Source organism: Aggregatibacter valvarum (assembly GCF_980468985.1).
The window spans coordinates 1,159,016-1,176,810 of the sequence record NZ_OZ413141.1; the positions used below are offsets into that span (position 1 = coordinate 1,159,016).

A 17,795-nucleotide genomic window follows, 5' to 3' on the forward strand; every position below is an offset into this window, starting at 1 on the left:
AGTGTTAAATCTCCCCTAACCCCTCTTTACGAAAGAGGGGAACTTTCTTTAAGATTTCACCTGCTATGCTTTAATCTTATTGATATTGACAAACACCCACTGATAGCGCGCGTCTCTGACGCGTGCTTATTTTATTAATACTTCTGGCACACGTTATAGAACGCACGCCACTATTTTGTGAAAAGTTAACCATGTACCGACACGAAAAAACACCTCAAAATGCCACCGCACTTTTAAACTCTGTTTCTGGCTTTGAAGAAAATCCAACGGAGACTTTCCTTGCTGAAATGCAAAAAATTGTTCCTGAAATGCAAGATCTCCCCTTCTTTCATCACAATATTGAATGTTTCTGCCCAAAATTCGTTTTATTTGAAGGACAATGGGTCGGCTCTGTGTTAACTCCATGGATGATTAGCGTCGTTATTCTGCCGGGCCCGCAACAAACGTGGGAGCCGCGAGAATTAGGCGACAAAATCACCATTCAACTGCCTTACAAAGCCCTTACTTTCACGGTCAGTGGCGTTGAAACCGTACCGCAATATTTAAGCTGCTCCTTGCATTCCCCGCTTGATCCAAACCTTACCAACGAACAAGCAATCCAACTGACACAGGATTGCCTACGCATGATTTTATCCATGCCGACCAAACAAGCGACCTTTGATCCAGATCGCCGCAATTTATTTAAAGCAATGGTAAAATAAGCGCAAATTTTTAATCGGAGTAAATGAATTATGTGTTTAGGTGTACCCGGTCAAATTGTCAAAATCGGCGACAGCGCATTACAACTTGCTACCGTGAATGTTTGTGGTGTGCAACGTGATGTGAATATTTCCCTTATCTGCAGTGATGACCCCAAACCTCTGCTGGGCAAATGGGTTCTCGTCCACGTTGGTTTCGCGATGAGCATTATTGATGAAGAAGAAGCCAAACAAACCCAAGAAGCCCTGCTTGCCATGAGCCAGCTGGAACATGAAGTGGGTGATTTTGGGGGATTGAATCAGCAGTAATGTGAGATATTGAATGGTAATAATTTGAAGAAAAGCAGGCTTTCAGCTTGCTTTTTGTTTTCATCTTTGTTTGCAAGATCCTTCTGCTGGCGCAAGCGTCCTTCGCTTGTGCTTTTTGAATTTACACAAATATATATTTTCAGCACAAGCGTAGACGCTTGCGCTATCGTATGGGATAGCGCGCGTCTCCCGACGCGTGCTTGTAACCCACTAAACTTAGTGGGCGCGCGTCAGGAGACGCGCACCATCAATGCACTATTAAAATATTTAACTTACGCAAAATCCATATTAAAAATCCACCGCACTTTCCTCAGTGTGATGATTTTTCCTTTTTTAGATTTCGTGCAACAAGTTGCACGCTACGGTGATTTTTTCGTTTTTGTAGCGTGCATCTTGATGCACGAAGGATTTTTAACCTATCAATACACTCTGCTAGCGCAAGCGTCCTTCGCTTGTGCCTTTTGGATTTCCACAAATATATATTTTCAGCACAAGCGTTGACACTTGCGCTATCGTATGGGTCGTGTATCAAGAGGCGAACGCCATTGATAAGTTAATTCATATTAAAAATCCACCGCACTTTTTTTCAGTGCGGTGGATTTTTCCTCTCTTTTTTAGATTTCGTACAACAAGTTGCACGCTACGTTTTTGCCGATTAAAGTTCGGTCACGATTTTATCAATTTCAGCTTTGGCGTGCGCCTGTGCTTTGGCAATCGAATCTGCACCTAAGCCAATGCCTTCTGAATAAACGAATTGCACGTCGGTAATGCCTACAAAGCCTAAGATGGTTTTTATGTATGCCGTAACATGATCCGTTGGTTGATTTTGATGGAAGCCACCAAATGCAGATAACACAATGGCTTTTTTGCCTTTTAATAAACCTTGCGGGCCGTTTTCGGTGTATTGGAATGTTACACGTGGACGGGCAATAAAATCAAAATAGCTTTTTAATTGTGTCGGGATGTTGAAATTATACATCGGCGCATTAATCACCACGATATCTGCCTTTTGAATTTCCGCCACCAATTCATCGGATAACGCCAATAAGGCATTTTCAGCTTCTGTGCTTGGTTGACCACGAACGGCTGTGGCTGCCGTTGCATCAAAATGCGGTAATGCGTTTTTAGCAAGATCACGCACAACAACATTATTGTTATCGCCAAGCTTGCTAACCAAATAATCGGATAATTGATTGGTTTGTGAATTGTCTGCCAAAATACTGGATTTTAATACAAGAATATTGCGCATATTTTTTCCTCTTGAAATAGTGAATAAAAAGTGCGGTCATTTTAATGGGTATTTTCGAAAGATAAATAGGACTTTTAGAAAAGCATTATTCATGATCAGTTAATAATCTGCATGACAATTTAAGCGCTATCGTTCTTTCATTTATCGCGAAGACTCACCGCACTTTTGAAAAGTCGTGAACCTAAAAGATGACATCACGCTGTCGTGCTTAGCTCAAAATTAGTTTACGCCTTTTTCAAAAACTCCGATTTCAGCATAATTTTGCCACAATCCACGTTGTGGTCACCACGGGCGAGACGGATGCCTTTAAACTTCGTACCTTTCTTTAAGACCTCAGAGGAGCCTTTGAGTTTGAGGTCTTTAATGAGCAGCACATCATCGCCATCCGCAAGAAGATTGCCGTTGCTGTCTTTGATGATGAGTTGATCGTCATCATGCTCCTCGGCTTCATTGCCGATCCATTCGTGGCCGCAGTCCGGGCAGACAAATTGGATGGAATCGTGATACGTATTTTCGCCTTTACAAGATGGGCAAATTGGATAGTCCATGTGTTTCCTTATTATTTAACAGTGGAATAAAAATTGAAATGCGCGCTATTGTAACGGAACAACACGTATTTTGGGGAATTATTTAACCCGGCTTATCTGCGTATTTTTGCCAACAGGCTAACGGAGACAATAATGACCAATGAGCCGATCCAGAAATTCAGCGTTGGCACGTTGTGCCAGAACAACCAGTCGCAAATACTGGAGAAAATCACGCCGGTGAAAGCAAATGGTGTGATGACATTGGCCGGAGCATATTTGAAAGCGCGGGTCAGCAATAATTGGAAAATCAGGCCGAAACCGCCTACTAATAATAAAAGTACAAAACCCTGTGCGGAGGGGATTGTCCATTGCGTGGCAAAAAATAACGGTAACAAAAGGGAACCCAACAAATGGAAGTAGAACACGATATTTTTCGGCGAATTGTGCTTGTTGAGCTCTTGCAGGCTGATAAATGCCATGGCGGCGAGAAATGCCGCGCCTAAGGCATAACCGATGTGTTGTAGTTCAAAATGCTTAGATGAATCCGTCAGCATGATAATGGAGACGCCCGCAAAGCCAAGGAAACTGCACGCCAGAACTTTTAGCGGGGTTCTTGTTCGTAACACAAACAACAATAAAGGGACGAATAACGCCGAGGTATTCATCAGTAACACGGCGATAGAAATCGGTAAGTATTTGATGGCATAGAACGTCAGCAACATACTGGCAATGCCCGCTAGGTTACGCATAACAAGAAACGGCCATTGGCTGAGTTCGACCTTAAAATCACCGTCACGAATCATAAACGGCAATAAAAAAATAAAGCCGATCAAAAAGCGGGAAAATAAAATTTCGCTGGATGGCAATTCGTCGGAAGCATATTTGACAAACACGCCCATTAAGGCGATGCTGATATAAGCCAACACCATACAAATAATGGCTTTTTGATATGAAGTGGCAGTGAGTTTTTTCGGCATTGACAACATTCCTTGATTAGTAGTGCCAAAAGTGCGGTCACTTTTTAAAGTGTTTTTTCGTTTTCACTGTGAAGATGTTTTTCAATGTCATGCCAAAAACGTTGAAAAAACTCACCGCACTTTTGTCTCTCTTGAAATTCGGGGCTAGTACTAATTTGAACCGCCTCTCCGAAATAGTCAAATGATAATTGATAGGCGTGCAAATAGGTGCGGTCCGCCACCTCTCCGCCATATAATTCGTCACCTAAAATCGGACTCCCCAAACTTTTCATGGCAACGCGAATCTGATGGGTTTTACCGGTTTTGGGATACAGAATGAATAAGCGCAAATTCGGTGCCAAGCTGTGCGACACAAAATCGGTAATGGCAGGATTTTCTTTGCTTTGACACAATTTCCACGCACCACGACGGGCTTTTTGCATATCACCGCTGATTCTGCCCTGCTTTTTCTTCGGTTTTTGGGTGGATAGTGCTAAATAGGTTTTCTGAATCTGATGTTCGGCAAATTTACGCGACAATGTCGCTGCGGCTTTTTCATTTAATGCCAAGATCAACAAGCCGGACGTCACTTTATCCAAACGATGAATCAACCAAACCTGCGGTACGCCCAATTGCTGCGCCACAAGCCGAGTTAACCCCACATCGGCATCATCTTTATGTACGCTTATTCCGTTAGGCTTATTTATTACAATAAAATCAGGATGTTGGAATACAATTTGAAATGTCATGACAGAAAAACCTCAAGAAATGATGCGCTGAATGATACCATGAAAGTAACGGCAGAAACTGCCTGCAATTAGGTGAGAAAACAGAAAAGTGCTATACTTCCCGCACTATACTCGTTTCATGCTGTCGTCAATTATGTTGGAAAGTTTGCTCATTATTTTGGTGCCGATGCTTATCGGCTACGCCTTTAAAATCAAAAATACAAAAATATTACAACAATTTGGCAAAATCACCATGCTACTGTTGTATATGATCTTGTTCATTATGGGCGTGTCCCTTGGACAATTAGATAATTTGGCACAGCAATTGCCGCAAATTGGGATTTACGCGCTAACATTTATTGTTTTTATTCAAGGGCTAACCTTTCTTGGGTTATTTCTCTATGACAAGCTGTTCCCCCAGCCTTTAGCCAAAACAACGGAGAAAATGCCCTCCCGTTGGCGGATTGTGTTGGATTCGTTGAAATTATGCTTAGTGGTGCTTATTGGGTTCTTTATCGGGCTATGGGGCAAAGGTTGGGTGAGCCTGCCGTTTGGCTCCAGCACTTATGTGTTAGTCGTGTTGATTTTTTGCGTCGGCATACAATTACGCAATAACGGTATTTCTATTCGTTCCGTGTTTTTTAATCAACGCGGCATGATAACCGGTGCCATTTTTGTTTTAATGTCGCTACTTGGTGGCATTATCGGTGCGCAAGTACTGAATGTGCCTATTGTGCAAGGTCTTGCAGTGTCTTCAGGGTTAGGCTGGTATTCCCTTTCCAGTGTCACCTTAAACAACGCATGGGGACCAATTTGGGGTAGCATTGCGTTTTTTAATGATTTATCCCGTGAATTGATGAGTTTATTTATTGTGCCGTTATTTATGCAACATTACCGCTCCACCGCAATAGGCTACACAGGTGCCACCGCCATTGATTGCACGTTGCCGATCATTCAAAAAGCCGGTGGCGTGGAAGTCTTACCATTGGCGTTTAGTTTTGGCTTTATTACCAATATTGCACCGCCTATTTTATTGGTCTTTTTTACCTCGGTTCCTTTATAGGGTTTTCATTTTTTTATGACAATTGAACAAATTCTCACTTATATCATCCCCATTTTGGTTTGGATAGTCACCATCACCATCACCTTACGCTTAGTAATAAAAAAACAATCTGTCCCAACCATGCTCTCATGGTTGATTGTCATTTATGTGTTTCCTGTGGTGGGCATTATCGCCTATTTAATTTTTGGTGAAATCAATCTCGGCAAACATCGGGCTGCCATGTTTGAGCAACTCAAGCCTAAATACATGGATTGGTTCAAACACCTTTCTCATTGCGATAATTTAATCAATACGCAAACCAACCTGCTCTACCGCCCGATTTTTGATCTTGCCAATCAACGCCTTGGCATACCTTGCATTTTGGGCAACGAATTGCATATTTTGGATACGCCCGAAAGCATTATGCGAAGCATCATTCATGACATCAATCAGGCAGAAAAATCCATCAATATGGTGTTTTATATTTGGTCTGCTCAAGGCTTGGTGAATGAGGTAACACAGGCATTAATCAACGCTCGACAACGAGGCGTGACTATTCATATTTTGTTGGATTCAGTAGGTAGCCGTGCTTTCTTAAAAAGCGCCGAATGTCAAGTCATGCGTGATAATGGCATTGAAGTGACGGAAACCTTGCACGTCAATTTATTCCGTATGTTCTTTAATCGTATTGATTTACGTCAGCATCGCAAAATTATTGTGATCGATAACCAAATTTCTTATACCGGCAGCATGAACATGGTGGATCCGAAATTCTTCAAAAAAGACAGCAACGTCGGTGAATGGATCGACATTATGGTGCGCATTAACGGCCCGGTATCTGCAGTATTAAACGGTTTACACGCATGGGACTGGGAAATTGAAACAGCCGCTAAACTTCCTCTGGAAGTGCCTGATTGCCCGCTTTTGCCGTTAGAACAAAACAACTCTCATGCAGTACAAATTCTCGCCACCGGTCCTTGTTTTCCTGATGATTTAATGGCGCAATCACTGTCGATTGCAATTTTCTCGGCGCGTAAAAGCATTGTGATCACCTCGCCTTATTTTGTGCCAAGCCATAATATTGCGGAAGCTTTGCGTATTGCGGCTTTACGTGGTGTGGAAGTTTCCATCATTCTACCCAAAGAAAATGACTCCCTCATGGTGCATTGGGCAAGCCGTACATTCTTTGATGATTTACTTGCTGCCGGCGTGAAAATTTATAATTTCAACAAGGGTTTACTGCATACCAAAAGTATGTTGATCGACAACCGATTGGCCTTAGTCGGCACTGTAAACATGGATATGCGCAGTTTCTTGCTGAATTTTGAAGTCACCATGGTGGTGGAAGATCCGGCATTTGCAAACGAAATTTCTTTATTACATGAAAGTTATATTAAAAACGCGGAATTAGTCGATTATGTTACATGGAGCACGCGCTCCGTTTATCAGCGTATCATCGAAAAACTCTTTTTCTTATTTAGCCCGCTTTTGTAAAACATCGCGTCCAATATCACTTTATTCCGTCACCACGCATAATCTGCGCTATACTAAGCGCCTTTTGAGAAACAGGAGAAGAAAAAAGAATGAAAAGAATAGAACAACTCTTTGCAAACAACTACCAATGGGCCACTCAAATGAAAGAGGAAAAATCCACCTATTTTCAAGAACTGGCCGAACATCAACAACCGCACTATTTATGGATTGGCTGTTCAGACAGCCGTGTGCCGGCAGAAAAATTAACCAACCTAGAACCCGGCGAACTCTTCGTACACCGCAATGTGGCAAACCAAGTCATTCACACGGATTTCAACTGCTTATCCGTTGTGCAATATGCGGTCGATGTTTTAAATATCGAGCATATCATCATTTGTGGGCATACCAATTGTGGTGGGATCCATGCAGCCATGAATGATCAAGATTTAGGATTAATTAACAACTGGTTATTACATATTCGTGACATTTGGTTTAAACACAGCCATTTACTGGGTAATTTATCACCGGAACGCCGAGCCGATATGCTCACAAAATTAAACGTGGCAGAACAAGTCTATAACCTCGGAAGAACATCCATCATTAAAAATGCGTGGAAAAGCGGGAAAAAACTGTCCTTGCACGGTTGGGTGTATGACGTAAACGATGGATTTTTAGTGGATCAAGGCGTCATTGCCACCAGCCGAGAATCCTTAGAGATTTCCTACCGAAATGCAATTTCGCGATTACTCAAATTAAATGAAGATGAAATGCTGAAAAAGCAGCATGAACAAGAATAATCTCTGATTGGGCGGTCTTCGCACGGCTTAAAGTGCGGTCGTTTTTCGAGGCAAATCGTGGCAAATTTCAAGAACGGGCATATTCGCTAGAATATCCCCGGAATATAGCTTAAAATTTGACGTTTATTTTCATCGTTTAACTCATGTTTATTATGCGGTATAAAAAACTCGTTATGTCTGTTTGTTGGTTCGCGTTTATGGTGAATACGGTTGTTGCCGCACCGCGCGTGCCTGAAGAACTGACGGATGACGGATTAATTTATTGCACTCACGCTTCCGGTTTTTCCTTCAATCCGCAAACCTCGGATGCCGGCACGAGCATGAATGTGGTGACTGAACAGATTTATAATAAACTTTTCGAGATATCCAATACGGCGATTCCAACGCCCATTTTGGCACAATCTTATTCGATTTCACCTGACGGCAAGATCATTACGATTTATCTGCGCAAAGGCATTAAATTTCATCATACCGATTGGTTTAAACCGACCCGCGATTTTAATGCCGATGATGTGGTGTTTTCATTAAATCGTGTGCTGGGTTATGAAACCTATTTGCCAACGCTGGAACAAAGTGCGGTGAATTATAAAAATCCGCAGTATCGCATTTTTCATGAACAAGCGAAAAAAGTGCGTTTTCCTTATTTTGAAAGCATTAAGTTAAATCAAAAAATCGAATCGGTGAAAGCGTTAAATCCGCACACGGTGCAAATTACCTTATTTAAGCCGGATGCCTCCATTTTGTCTCACTTAGCCAGCCAATATGCCATCATTTTCTCGCAGGAATATGCGGTGCAACTTAATGCGGACGATAATTTGGTGCAACTTGATTTATTACCGGTCGGCACCGGCCCGTACAAGGTCAAAAATTATTTCCGGAATCAATATGTGCGGTTAGAAAAAAACGAGGATTATTGGAAAAAAGACGCCAAAATTAAAAATATTATTATTGATTTATCCACGGATCGTACCGGGCGCTTGGTAAAATTTTTTAATGGCGAATGCCAAATTGCGTCCTATCCTGAAGTCAGCCAATTAGGTTTATTGAAGGAAAACGACAAACGCTATTATGTTAAAAGTGCGGAGGGCATGAATTTAGCCTATTTAGCCTTTAATTTTCAAAATGCTGTCATTCAAGATGAACAGGTTCGCCGTGCGATCGCACAAGCCATTAATCGCCAACGCATTATCAAAACCATTTATCACAATACGGCAACTGTGGCGAATAATATTATTCCGAATATTTCTTGGGCATCCAGCGTAAATACGCCGGATTTTGCTTATGATTTTAATCCGAGCGAAGCCAAGAAAGTCTTACAAGATAAACGGCTCCATTTGAATATGTGGGTGTTAAATGAAGAGCAGGTTTACAACCCGGCGCCACTGAAAACCGCAGAATTGATTAAAGAAGATTTAAATAACGTTGGGGTGAACGTAACGATTCGTTCAGTGACACGGACTTTTCTCATCGACCAGCTGAATAAAAAATCAGAAAACTACGACATGATTTTAACCGGTTGGTTAGCCGGAAACCTCGATCCTGATAGCTTTATGCGACCTATCTTAAGCTGTAACGCGGCCAGTGAAATGACAAACCTCTCCAATTGGTGTGATGAAGATTTTGATCAGTTGATGGATAAAGCATTAGACAGCCCTAATTTATGGGAGCGCGCCCACGTTTATAATCAAGCACAGGAACTTATTCTCTCCAAGCTGCCGATTGTCCCATTGGCAAATATGAAGCGGGTGCTGGTGGTGAATTCACGTGTTCGCCATATTGAAATGAATCCTTTCGGCAGTTTAAATTTCTCGACATTATCATTGCGTAAAGGAGAGAAATAATGTTGCATTCTTTTCTTCGACAAGGTGTTTTCCTGCTGTTAACGGCGTTTATGCTCTCTTTGCTAAGTTATGTGATTTTGATGCAAGATCCATTGAATGCCGAACTGGCTACGCCACACTTTTATCAGGGGTATATTCACTATTTAAACCGTCTTATGCACGGCGATCTCGGCATCAGTTATAACGGTGGTGATCCATTAAAATCCACCATTCTTACGGTGTTGCCACCCACACTTGAGTTATGTTGTTGTGCGATTTTATTGGCCGTTATTTTTGGCATTCCCCTTGGGATACTGGGCGCTGCCTATCAAACGCGTTTTATTGGAAAAACAATCCGCACTTTATCGGCTATCGGTACTGCTTTGCCGGTATTTTGGATCGCACCGATTTTATTGTATTTCTCCGCCATTAACGCTTGGCAAATTTCCGCCATCGGGCAATATAACCTCCTCTATGAAATCAAACCGCTAACCGGTTTCCCGCTGATTGATGTCTGGTTTGTTGATGCACCGTATCGCATTAAAATGATTCAAAATGTATTACAACATTTGGCACTGCCAACATTAGTTCTCAGCATTTTACCCATGATGGAAATCGTACGTTTGGTGCAACAACGTGCCGAAATCGTGCTTCAACAAAACTATGTCAAAATTGTCACCACTCGGGGGTGGTCAAAATTGACCATATTGCGCAAATACGTATTGCGTAATACGTTACCCTTACTCATTCCACAAATGACTCGCCTGTTCACCTTGGTCATCACGCAATGTATGCTGGTTGAAAATACCCTCGGCTGGCCGGGCATTGGACGTTGGCTAATTGATGCGGTCACACAACAGGATTACAACAGCATTTCTGCCGGTATTATTACTATCGGGCTTTGTATTATTTTTATCAAAATTCTTTCGGAAACGCTTATTTTCATTGCGGATCCGTTAAATAAGAAGGGATGGTATGCGAAGTAAAGATCCAAAAGACTTTCGTGAAACGGGCACACTAAAACACATTTGGTCACTGTTCCGCCAAGATCGCATTGCGCTCTTTAGTTTCTACGCACTTTTGTTATTAATTTCGACCGCACTTTTGAGTCCGTTCATTGCGCCTTATTCTGCAGAGACGCAATTTATCGGACAAGAATTAATGCCACCCTCTTGGGCGGCAAACGGAGAAATCGCCTACTTCCTCGGCACAGACGATATTGGTCGCGATGTGCTAAGCCGTATTATCGTTGGAAGTACTTATACTGTGGGGGCATCACTCATTGTGATGATCACAACAGCAATTCTTGGCGGCGGATTAGGCATTTGGGCAGGGATGTCACAAGGAATACAATCACGCATTTTAGGCCATTTATTAGACACGTTTCTCACCATTCCCGTCCTTCTCGTCGCCATTATTATTGCGACATTAATGGAACCCGGCTTGCTCAATGCGATGCTTGCCATTACCCTAGCGCTGCTGCCGTATTTTGTGCATGAAATTTACCGCAGTATTCAACTGGAATTAAAAAAAGAATATGTCTTAATGTTACGCTTAGACGGTATCTCAAAATGGGCTTTATTGAAAAGCACGATCTTGCCAAATATCGCCGTGCAATACATTCAAGAAACCTCTCGCGTCTTCACGATCGCCATTTTAGATATTAGCGCCTTAAGCTTTATCGCCTTAGGTGCTCAACGCCCGGCACCGGAATGGGGCGCAATGATCCGCGATTCTTTAGAATTGATTTATTTAGCGCCATGGACGGTACTCCTTCCCGGTTTTGCGATTATTTTCAGTATTTTAATTGGCTTGATGTTTTCTAACGGATTATGTCGTGCCATTACCAAATATTACGAGTAGGTCATCATGGTTCTTTTGGATATTCGCAATCTTCGGATTGATATTAAAACGCCAAACGGGTTAATTCGCATCGTTGATAACGTCAGTTTCACACTGAATGAAGGCGAAATTTGTGGCTTGGTGGGTGAATCCGGCTCCGGCAAAAGCTTAATTGCCAAAGTCATTTGCAATGCCTTTAAAGATTCTTGGATTGTTACCGCCGATCGTTTCCGTTTTAATGACGTTGAACTGCTCAAACTCACGCCGACCCAACGCCGCCAAATTGTGGGAAAAGAAATTTCCATGGTTTTCCAAGATCCGCTCACCTGCCTCGATCCAAGCCAAAAAATCGGCAAGCAGCTGATTCAAAACATTCCGGGATGGACGTTCAAAGGGCATTGGTGGCAACGTTTATTCGGTTGGCGAAAACGCCGCGCTATAGAATTATTGCACCGTGTCGGCATTAAAGAACACAAAGACATCATGCGCAGTTATCCCCATGAGTTAACCGAAGGGGAAGGACAAAAAGTGATGATTGCCATTGCCGTGGCAAATCAACCGCGCTTGCTCATTGCCGATGAACCGGCCAATTCCGTGGAATCCATTACGCGTGTACAAATTTTCAAGCTATTATCCAGCATGAATCAAAACCAAGGCACATCCATTCTACTGGCCAGCAATGACATCAACAGCATTAGCGAATGGTGTGATGCGTTTGTCGTGCTTTACTGTGGGCAAAATTCAGAGTCCGGTCCCCGAGAGGCGATTTTAGAGAATCCTCACCATCCCTACACACAAGCGTTGCTACATTCGATCCCCGATTTCACGCAGCCACTGCCTTTTAAGAGCCAGTTAGGCACATTAAAAGGCTCGGTTCCGCTACTTGAAGAAATGCCGCTGGGTTGCCGCCTTGGTCCACGTTGTCCTTTTGCACAAAAAAAATGTATTACGAAACCGACCGCACTTCGGGTGAAACAACATGAGTTTTATTGCCACTTTCCGATTAATTTACGGGAAAAGAAAATAAAAGAAACCGAAGTGCCGCAGCCGTTAACGCTCAGCAATGACACGCAGGAGTAAAAGAACGAAATGCACTTACTACACGTTGAAAACCTGACAAAAACCTTCAAAAAAGATCTTGATCTGTTTGGCGACGGTTACTTTCATGCCGTGGAAAATGTGAGCTTTACCTTGGATGCCGGCAAAACATTGGCCATTATCGGGCGTAACGGTTCAGGCAAATCCATGTTGGCTAAAATGATTGTCGGCATTACTGAACCCACTTCAGGCAAAATCTTATTTCAAAATCAGCCCTTGATTTTTGGTGATTATACTTACCGAGCCAAGCATATTCGTATGGTTTTCCAAGATCCGAATACCGCCTTTAATCCGCGGCTGAATGTTGGTCAAATACTTGATGCGCCATTGCTGTTAACCACATCACTTAATGAGCAGCAACGTACTCAAAAAATTTTTGATATCTTAACCTTGGTCGGGATGCACCCAGATCACGTGACGATTAAAATCAATACGCTTTCTATTAGCCAGAAGCAGCGTATTGCCCTTGCCCGTGCGTTAATTCTCGATCCGCAAATTATCATTATTGACGATGCCCTTGGTTCATTAGATGCAACGGTCAAAACACAGCTCACCAACTTAATGTTATCGTTACAAGAAAAATTCGGACTAACCTATATTTATGTGGGGCAACATTTAGGCATCATCAAGCATATTGCCGATGAAGTGTTAGTGATGGAAGAGGGTAAGATGATTGAATATGGCGACACCTATTCTTTATTTACTTCACCGCAAAGTGATGTGACCAAGCGCCTAATCGAAAGCCATTTTGGCAAAATTTTAGACGAAACCTCTTGGGGAGAGACGTTTTTACCGATGATCTAATCGCAAAGTGCGGTAGATTTTCACCGCACTTTCACTTATGCCTAAGTCGCGCCATCTTGTGCAAACTTAACCTTGCCAATACATCGCTTGCACGTATTAACGCAATAATTCCAAGCCAAACTGATAAAGCTGATTTTTCTTGTAGCCATACAATTCCGCCACAATGGCAGCGGCTTTTTTTAACGGCAATTCTTGGCTAATCAAGGTGAGCGCGTGAATGGCTTGCGAAGAGATCGCTTCCGCTTCATCTTCCTTTGGCTCGCCTTCAACAATAACCACCATTTCGCCTTTGGTACGATTCGGATCTTGTGCCAACCAAGGGATTAAATCGGCTAATTTGTCGCCATGGATCGTTTCCCATGTTTTAGTAATTTCACGCGCCAACACCACATAACGCTCGCTGCCAAAGACGCTTTGCATATCCGCCAGACTATCTAAAATGCGATGCGTGGATTCATAAAAAATCAAAGTGCGGTCTTCTTTTGCCACGTTTTTTAATTTATCCACGCGGGCTTTGCTTTTTGCCGGCAAGAAGCCTTCAAAGCAAAAACGATCGGAGGCAATCCCCGAAGCACATAACGCCGTAATCGCCGCACAGGCGCCCGGCAATGGCACAACCTGAATCCCCGCTTGTCGACATTGACGCACCACATGAAATCCGGGATCGCTGATTAATGGCGTACCGGCATCAGAAATCAACGCAATATTCACGCCTTGTAAAAGTTTTTCGACTAACGCACCGGCTTTTTGCTGTTCATTATGATCATGTAAGGCAAAAAACGGCTTTTTAATGCCGTAATGGGCTAATAATAAACCGCTGTGTCGGGTATCTTCCGCTGCAATGAGATCGACTTGTTGAAACGTTTCCAGCGCACGTTGCGTAATATCTTGTAAATTGCCGATAGGCGTTGCGACGATATATAAAATTCCGTTTGAATTGCTCATTTAGACTTCTTTTATTTGCTTTTAGTTAGGGAGATAAGTAAGATCGCTCCAATTGTTTAACCAATGGAGTAATTATGTCTATTCTATTACAACGCATTAATTTAAAAAATCGATTAATGCCTTTTTTGTTCACGCTAATTTTAGCCGGCTGTAATGCCAATTTTATGGGGAATAGCTTCACCAGTGAACTCAAAAAAGATGCGAATGCAAGTTCTGAATTTTATATGAATAAAATTGGGCAAACACAAAAAATCGAAGATCAACAAACCTATAAATTATTAGCCGCGCGTGTACTCGTGACGGAAAACAAAGTGCCTCAAGCCCAAGCGCTATTAAACGAATTAAGCACGCTCAATCCGGATCAATTATTGGATAAATCACTTATTGAAGCGCATATCGCTGCCGTGCAAGGCAACAATCAACTCGCTGAAGATTTATTACGCCGCGTGGATTTAACGCAATTAAGCAGTTCTCAAGTTGGCCGTTATTATGCGGTGAAAGCGCGCGTAGCTGAAAATAAAAATGCCATTATTGATGCGGTGAAAGCACGTATTCAAATGGATCAAGTGCTCACCGATGTACCTCGAAAACAAGAAAATAATGACCGCACTTGGGCGTTATTACGTCAAGCGAATCGCGGTTTATTAAATAATACGCCGGATGAAGGCAATTTAGCCTTAGCTGGCTGGCTGGCGCTCGCCCGTGCTTATAACGATAATTTAAGTCAGCCGACCCAATTAAGCCAAGCTTTGCAAAATTGGAAATCTGCTTATCCGAATCACTCGGCGTCTTATTTATTCCCAACGGAATTACAAGGCTTGTTCAATTTCCAACAAACATCACTTTCTCAAGTCGCCTTGCTTTTACCGCTAAGTGGTAATGGTCAAATTCTCGGTAACACCATTAAATCCGGTTTTGATGCAGCCAAAGGCGACAATACCGCCGTTCAAGTGCAGGTTTATGACACCGTTGCGACCCCTATCAACGATATTATTGCGCAAGCTAAACAAGCCGGTGTTCGTGCGATTATCGGGCCTTTGCTAAAACAAAACGTAGATAGCGTATTAAATAATCCGTCTGCTATTCAGGGCATGGACGTTCTTGCATTGAACTCTACACCAAATGCACGTGCTATTGGTCAAGTTTGCTATTATGGCTTATCTCCTGAAGATGAAGCTGAATCCGCCGCCAATAAAATGTGGAAAGATGGCATTCAAGCACCAATGGTTGCTGTGCCACAAAACGATTTAGGACAACGTACTGCGACAGCATTTAACATTCGTTGGCAACAACTTTCCGGTACTGATGCGAATATTAAATATTACAACCAAACCGGTGATGTGGGTGTCGCGTTACAAGGCCAAAACGTACAAGGCCTTTATGTTGTTGCGAAAAGTGAAGAATTGGCTGATGTGAAATCCGTGATTGATAATAGCGGCAGCAATATCAAATTGTATGCCAGCTCACGCAGCAACTCCTCCAATAACGGACCAGAATACCGCTTGTTAATGAACGGGCTACAATTTAGCGATATTCCGTTCTTCAAAGACACGGATTCTGCACAATATCAAAAAATTGCTACCAATACTAACGGCGACTATTCGTTAATGCGTTTATACGCCATGGGAGCTGACGCTTGGTTGTTAATCAGTCACTTCAATGAACTACGCCAAGTACCGGGTTATCAAATTGACGGCTTAACCGGTAAATTAAGCGCAGGCCCGAACTGCAATATTGAACGTGATATGACTTGGTTCCAATATCAAAATGGTGGCATTCAAGTATTAAACTAAGTTAAAAATGTTTTCTCTAAAACGTCAACAAGGGGCGAGATTTGAACACAAAGCTCGCCTCTTTTTAGAATCTCAAGGCTTAACTTTTCTTGCGGCCAATCAGAATTTCAAATGCGGTGAACTGGATCTCGTCATGTTAGATCAAGACACTATCGTGTTTGTCGAAGTTCGCCAACGTAAAAACGATCACTTCGGCTCTGCCATAGACAGTGTGGATTGGAAAAAACAACAGCGTTGGCTGGATGCTGCCGCACTTTGGTTGGCACAGCGGAAACAAAGTTTAGAAGATACAGACTGCCGTTTTGACTTAGTCGCTTTCGGCAAAACCGACCAAGATATCCAATGGATCCCCAACTTTCTTGATTAATCACTATGCTAAATAAACTCAATGATTTATATGAGGAAAATATTAAAACTCATATTTACGCCAAAAGCCTGTTAAGTACACAAATTGTCGAGGCGGCACAACGCATGATCAGCTGTCTCTTGCAAGGCAATAAAGTGATTGTGTGTGGAGATGGGCGTTCTTATATTAATGCTCAATGCTTAGTAGCGAATTTATTAAATCGTTACGAATTAAAACGCCCGAGCTTTCCTTCTGTTTTATTGAGTTTAGATAGTGCGGTCAGTTCTACCTTTATTTCTGATCTTGCCTTAGAAAAATTATATCAACACCAATTTAACGCCACTGCGCAAAAAGGCGATATGCTGGTGGCATTCGCGCCTTTAGGTAATGAAAAGAACGTGCTCAATATTATTACGCATGCGGTCAATAAGGACATCACAACTCTTGTTTTAACCGGCAGCAGCCACGATCATATTCAAGGCATTTTGACCGAAAATGATTTACACATCGCGGTGCCAAGTGCAAAAGAAAGCCGATTGTTGGAAAATCACTTATTTATTATTAACAGTATTTGTGAACTTATTGATTTTAAACTCTTTTCTCATTCATAGCTTGACAAAAACCGTCCATTCAAGCCACACTAGCGCATAATTACCACACAGACAAAGGAGACAATGATGCTAACAAGTCCATTAAAAAAACTGCTTCTTGTGTTAACGACAGCATGCTTACTACAAGGTTGTGTTGCCGCCGCGATTGGTGGTGCTGCGGTTGCCGGTGCGACAAAAGTTGCCACCGATCCTCGCACTATGGGAACGCAAATTGACGATGAAACGTTAGAACAACGCGTCTATTCCGCCATCAAAAAAGATCCACAAATTAAATCGGAAGCGCGTATTAGTGTCACTGCATATAGTGGTCGTATCTTATTAACCGGTCAAATACCGAATGAAAGTTTGCGCGACGTTGCCACCGGATTAGCCAAAGGCGTACAAAATGTCAACGATGTTTATAATGAAGTTCGTGTAGGAGAGAAAGTTAGTTTTACTCAAATGAGCAAAGACGCTTGGATTACCAGCCAAATTAAATCCAAAATGCTTGTTGATTCCAAAGTGAAAACCAGTGACATCAAAGTGGTAACAGAAAATAATGAAGCCTTCCTTATGGGCAATGTAACCCAAGATCAGGGCAATGCGGCCGCAGAAATTGCGCGTAATGTTTCGGGTGTGACCAAAGTTGTCAAAGTTTTTAATTACTTAAATTAACATTCAAGGGAACGTTATTTAACCCTTTCGGGCATTCACGATTTCGTGCAACAAGTTGCACGCTACAATTCTTATATGACAAAAAGGTGCATGACGCACCTTT

At 42.4% G+C, this 17,795-nt stretch carries 20 protein-coding genes; 15 read left to right on the top strand and 5 right to left on the bottom strand.

All coding sequences use genetic code 11. The features are described 5' to 3' along the window. Positions 1-191 precede the first annotated feature (191 nt). From hybE to AC30SF_RS05385, 3 genes are read left to right on the top strand one after another with little or no spacing between them, the layout of a single operon-like run. Complete coding sequence (gene hybE / locus AC30SF_RS05375; protein WP_489607803.1) at positions 192-701, top strand: hydrogenase-2 assembly chaperone; 510 nt, start codon at positions 192-194, stop codon at positions 699-701. A gap of 30 nt (positions 702-731) precedes the next feature. Continuing rightward, the gene (gene hybG / locus AC30SF_RS05380) at positions 732-1,007 is read left to right on the top strand and encodes a hydrogenase maturation factor HybG (RefSeq protein WP_489607804.1); all 276 of its coding nucleotides are present in this window, start codon (positions 732-734) and stop codon (positions 1,005-1,007) included. Positions 1,008-1,016: 9 nt separating this feature from the next. After that, entirely contained in the window at positions 1,017-1,508 is a 492-nt protein-coding gene (locus tag AC30SF_RS05385; protein ID WP_489607805.1) for a hypothetical protein, read from the top strand. A gap of 154 nt (positions 1,509-1,662) precedes the next feature. Here AC30SF_RS05385 and AC30SF_RS05390 read toward each other — a convergent pair whose 3' ends face one another. The 4 genes from AC30SF_RS05390 to AC30SF_RS05405 form a co-directional block, all read right to left on the bottom strand. Next, the gene (locus AC30SF_RS05390; protein WP_489607806.1) at positions 1,663-2,256 is read right to left on the bottom strand and encodes an FMN-dependent NADH-azoreductase; all 594 of its coding nucleotides are present in this window, start codon (positions 2,254-2,256) and stop codon (positions 1,663-1,665) included. 224 nt (positions 2,257-2,480) lie between these two features. Continuing rightward, a complete protein-coding gene (locus tag AC30SF_RS05395) occupies positions 2,481-2,804 on the bottom strand; it encodes a zinc ribbon domain-containing protein YjdM (RefSeq protein WP_489607807.1) in 324 nt (107 codons plus the stop codon). 92 nt (positions 2,805-2,896) lie between these two features. Next, on the bottom strand, positions 2,897-3,760 hold the full coding sequence (locus tag AC30SF_RS05400) for a DMT family transporter (protein WP_489607808.1): 864 nt from the start codon (positions 3,758-3,760) through the stop codon (positions 2,897-2,899). Between the two features lie 44 nt (positions 3,761-3,804). Next, positions 3,805-4,488 carry a TIGR01621 family pseudouridine synthase gene (locus AC30SF_RS05405; protein WP_489607809.1) on the bottom strand — a complete coding sequence of 228 codons (684 nt, stop codon included), beginning with the start codon at positions 4,486-4,488 and terminating at the stop codon, positions 3,805-3,807. A gap of 133 nt (positions 4,489-4,621) precedes the next feature. On the opposite strand from AC30SF_RS05405, the gene AC30SF_RS05410 reads away from it, so the two are divergent. The 8 genes from AC30SF_RS05410 to AC30SF_RS05445 all read left to right on the top strand — a co-directional run bounded on the left by AC30SF_RS05410 (position 4,622) and on the right by AC30SF_RS05445 (position 13,343). After that, the gene (locus AC30SF_RS05410; RefSeq protein WP_489608309.1) at positions 4,622-5,530 is read left to right on the top strand and encodes a LysO family transporter; all 909 of its coding nucleotides are present in this window, start codon (positions 4,622-4,624) and stop codon (positions 5,528-5,530) included. A 15-nt stretch (positions 5,531-5,545) separates the two neighbouring features. After that, entirely contained in the window at positions 5,546-7,003 is a 1,458-nt protein-coding gene (gene cls / locus AC30SF_RS05415; RefSeq protein ID WP_489607810.1) for a cardiolipin synthase, read from the top strand. Between the two features lie 89 nt (positions 7,004-7,092). Next, the gene (can, locus tag AC30SF_RS05420) at positions 7,093-7,779 is read left to right on the top strand and encodes a carbonate dehydratase (RefSeq protein WP_021615355.1); all 687 of its coding nucleotides are present in this window, start codon (positions 7,093-7,095) and stop codon (positions 7,777-7,779) included. 152 nt (positions 7,780-7,931) lie between these two features. Next, positions 7,932-9,620: an ABC transporter substrate-binding protein gene (locus AC30SF_RS05425; RefSeq protein WP_489607811.1), complete on the top strand. Its 1,689-nt coding sequence runs from the start codon at positions 7,932-7,934 to the stop codon at positions 9,618-9,620. Continuing rightward, positions 9,620-10,585: an ABC transporter permease gene (locus tag AC30SF_RS05430; RefSeq protein ID WP_489606573.1), complete on the top strand. Its 966-nt coding sequence runs from the start codon at positions 9,620-9,622 to the stop codon at positions 10,583-10,585. The genes AC30SF_RS05425 and AC30SF_RS05430 overlap by 1 nt, the downstream gene beginning before the upstream one ends. Next, the gene (locus tag AC30SF_RS05435; RefSeq protein WP_297931345.1) at positions 10,575-11,462 is read left to right on the top strand and encodes an ABC transporter permease subunit; all 888 of its coding nucleotides are present in this window, start codon (positions 10,575-10,577) and stop codon (positions 11,460-11,462) included. The genes AC30SF_RS05430 and AC30SF_RS05435 overlap by 11 nt, the downstream gene beginning before the upstream one ends. A 6-nt stretch (positions 11,463-11,468) precedes the next feature. Next, complete coding sequence (locus AC30SF_RS05440) at positions 11,469-12,521, top strand: peptide ABC transporter ATP-binding protein (protein ID WP_314116896.1); 1,053 nt, start codon at positions 11,469-11,471, stop codon at positions 12,519-12,521. A gap of 9 nt (positions 12,522-12,530) precedes the next feature. Then, a complete protein-coding gene (locus AC30SF_RS05445) occupies positions 12,531-13,343 on the top strand; it encodes a peptide ABC transporter ATP-binding protein (protein WP_021615360.1) in 813 nt (270 codons plus the stop codon). A gap of 96 nt (positions 13,344-13,439) precedes the next feature. On the opposite strand, the gene rsmI is transcribed toward AC30SF_RS05445, so the two are convergent. Continuing rightward, positions 13,440-14,288, bottom strand: a complete 849-nt coding sequence (gene rsmI / locus AC30SF_RS05450) for a 16S rRNA (cytidine(1402)-2'-O)-methyltransferase (protein WP_489607812.1) — start codon at positions 14,286-14,288, stop codon at positions 13,440-13,442. Between the two features lie 74 nt (positions 14,289-14,362). Here rsmI and AC30SF_RS05455 point away from each other — a divergent pair, with 74 nt between their 5' ends. The 4 genes from AC30SF_RS05455 to dolP all read left to right on the top strand — a co-directional run bounded on the left by AC30SF_RS05455 (position 14,363) and on the right by dolP (position 17,692). Next, entirely contained in the window at positions 14,363-16,081 is a 1,719-nt protein-coding gene (locus AC30SF_RS05455) for a penicillin-binding protein activator (RefSeq protein ID WP_489607813.1), read from the top strand. Between the two features lie 7 nt (positions 16,082-16,088). After that, complete coding sequence (locus AC30SF_RS05460) at positions 16,089-16,448, top strand: YraN family protein (protein WP_290521258.1); 360 nt, start codon at positions 16,089-16,091, stop codon at positions 16,446-16,448. 5 nt (positions 16,449-16,453) lie between these two features. After that, positions 16,454-17,038, top strand: coding sequence for a D-sedoheptulose-7-phosphate isomerase (locus AC30SF_RS05465; protein WP_376921858.1), 585 nt, complete (start codon positions 16,454-16,456; stop codon positions 17,036-17,038). Positions 17,039-17,104: 66 nt separating this feature from the next. Further along, entirely contained in the window at positions 17,105-17,692 is a 588-nt protein-coding gene (gene dolP, locus AC30SF_RS05470) for a division/outer membrane stress-associated lipid-binding lipoprotein (RefSeq protein WP_209362176.1), read from the top strand. The last annotated feature ends 103 nt before the right edge of the window (positions 17,693-17,795 follow it).

Bases quoted from the DNA above. Each gene is read 5' to 3' on its own strand.
- AC30SF_RS05435 (WP_297931345.1), top strand. From the start codon at position 10,575: ATGCGAAGTAAAGATCCAAAAGACTTTCGTGAAACGGGCACACTAAAA.
- AC30SF_RS05445 (WP_021615360.1), top strand. From the start codon at position 12,531: ATGCACTTACTACACGTTGAAAACCTGACAAAAACCTTCAAAAAAGAT.
- AC30SF_RS05390 (WP_489607806.1), bottom strand. From the start codon at position 2,256: ATGCGCAATATTCTTGTATTAAAATCCAGTATTTTGGCAGACAATTCA.
- AC30SF_RS05410 (WP_489608309.1), top strand. From the start codon at position 4,622: ATGTTGGAAAGTTTGCTCATTATTTTGGTGCCGATGCTTATCGGCTAC.
- cls (WP_489607810.1), top strand. From the start codon at position 5,546: ATGACAATTGAACAAATTCTCACTTATATCATCCCCATTTTGGTTTGG.
- AC30SF_RS05400 (WP_489607808.1), bottom strand. From the start codon at position 3,760: ATGCCGAAAAAACTCACTGCCACTTCATATCAAAAAGCCATTATTTGT.
- dolP (WP_209362176.1), top strand. From the start codon at position 17,105: ATGCTAACAAGTCCATTAAAAAAACTGCTTCTTGTGTTAACGACAGCA.
- hybE (WP_489607803.1), top strand. From the start codon at position 192: ATGTACCGACACGAAAAAACACCTCAAAATGCCACCGCACTTTTAAAC.
- AC30SF_RS05460 (WP_290521258.1), top strand. From the start codon at position 16,089: ATGTTTTCTCTAAAACGTCAACAAGGGGCGAGATTTGAACACAAAGCT.
- AC30SF_RS05465 (WP_376921858.1), top strand. From the start codon at position 16,454: ATGCTAAATAAACTCAATGATTTATATGAGGAAAATATTAAAACTCAT.
- can (WP_021615355.1), top strand. From the start codon at position 7,093: ATGAAAAGAATAGAACAACTCTTTGCAAACAACTACCAATGGGCCACT.
- rsmI (WP_489607812.1), bottom strand. From the start codon at position 14,288: ATGAGCAATTCAAACGGAATTTTATATATCGTCGCAACGCCTATCGGC.
- AC30SF_RS05425 (WP_489607811.1), top strand. From the start codon at position 7,932: ATGCGGTATAAAAAACTCGTTATGTCTGTTTGTTGGTTCGCGTTTATG.
- AC30SF_RS05430 (WP_489606573.1), top strand. From the start codon at position 9,620: ATGTTGCATTCTTTTCTTCGACAAGGTGTTTTCCTGCTGTTAACGGCG.
- hybG (WP_489607804.1), top strand. From the start codon at position 732: ATGTGTTTAGGTGTACCCGGTCAAATTGTCAAAATCGGCGACAGCGCA.
- AC30SF_RS05440 (WP_314116896.1), top strand. From the start codon at position 11,469: ATGGTTCTTTTGGATATTCGCAATCTTCGGATTGATATTAAAACGCCA.
- AC30SF_RS05395 (WP_489607807.1), bottom strand. From the start codon at position 2,804: ATGGACTATCCAATTTGCCCATCTTGTAAAGGCGAAAATACGTATCAC.
- AC30SF_RS05455 (WP_489607813.1), top strand. From the start codon at position 14,363: ATGTCTATTCTATTACAACGCATTAATTTAAAAAATCGATTAATGCCT.
- AC30SF_RS05405 (WP_489607809.1), bottom strand. From the start codon at position 4,488: ATGACATTTCAAATTGTATTCCAACATCCTGATTTTATTGTAATAAAT.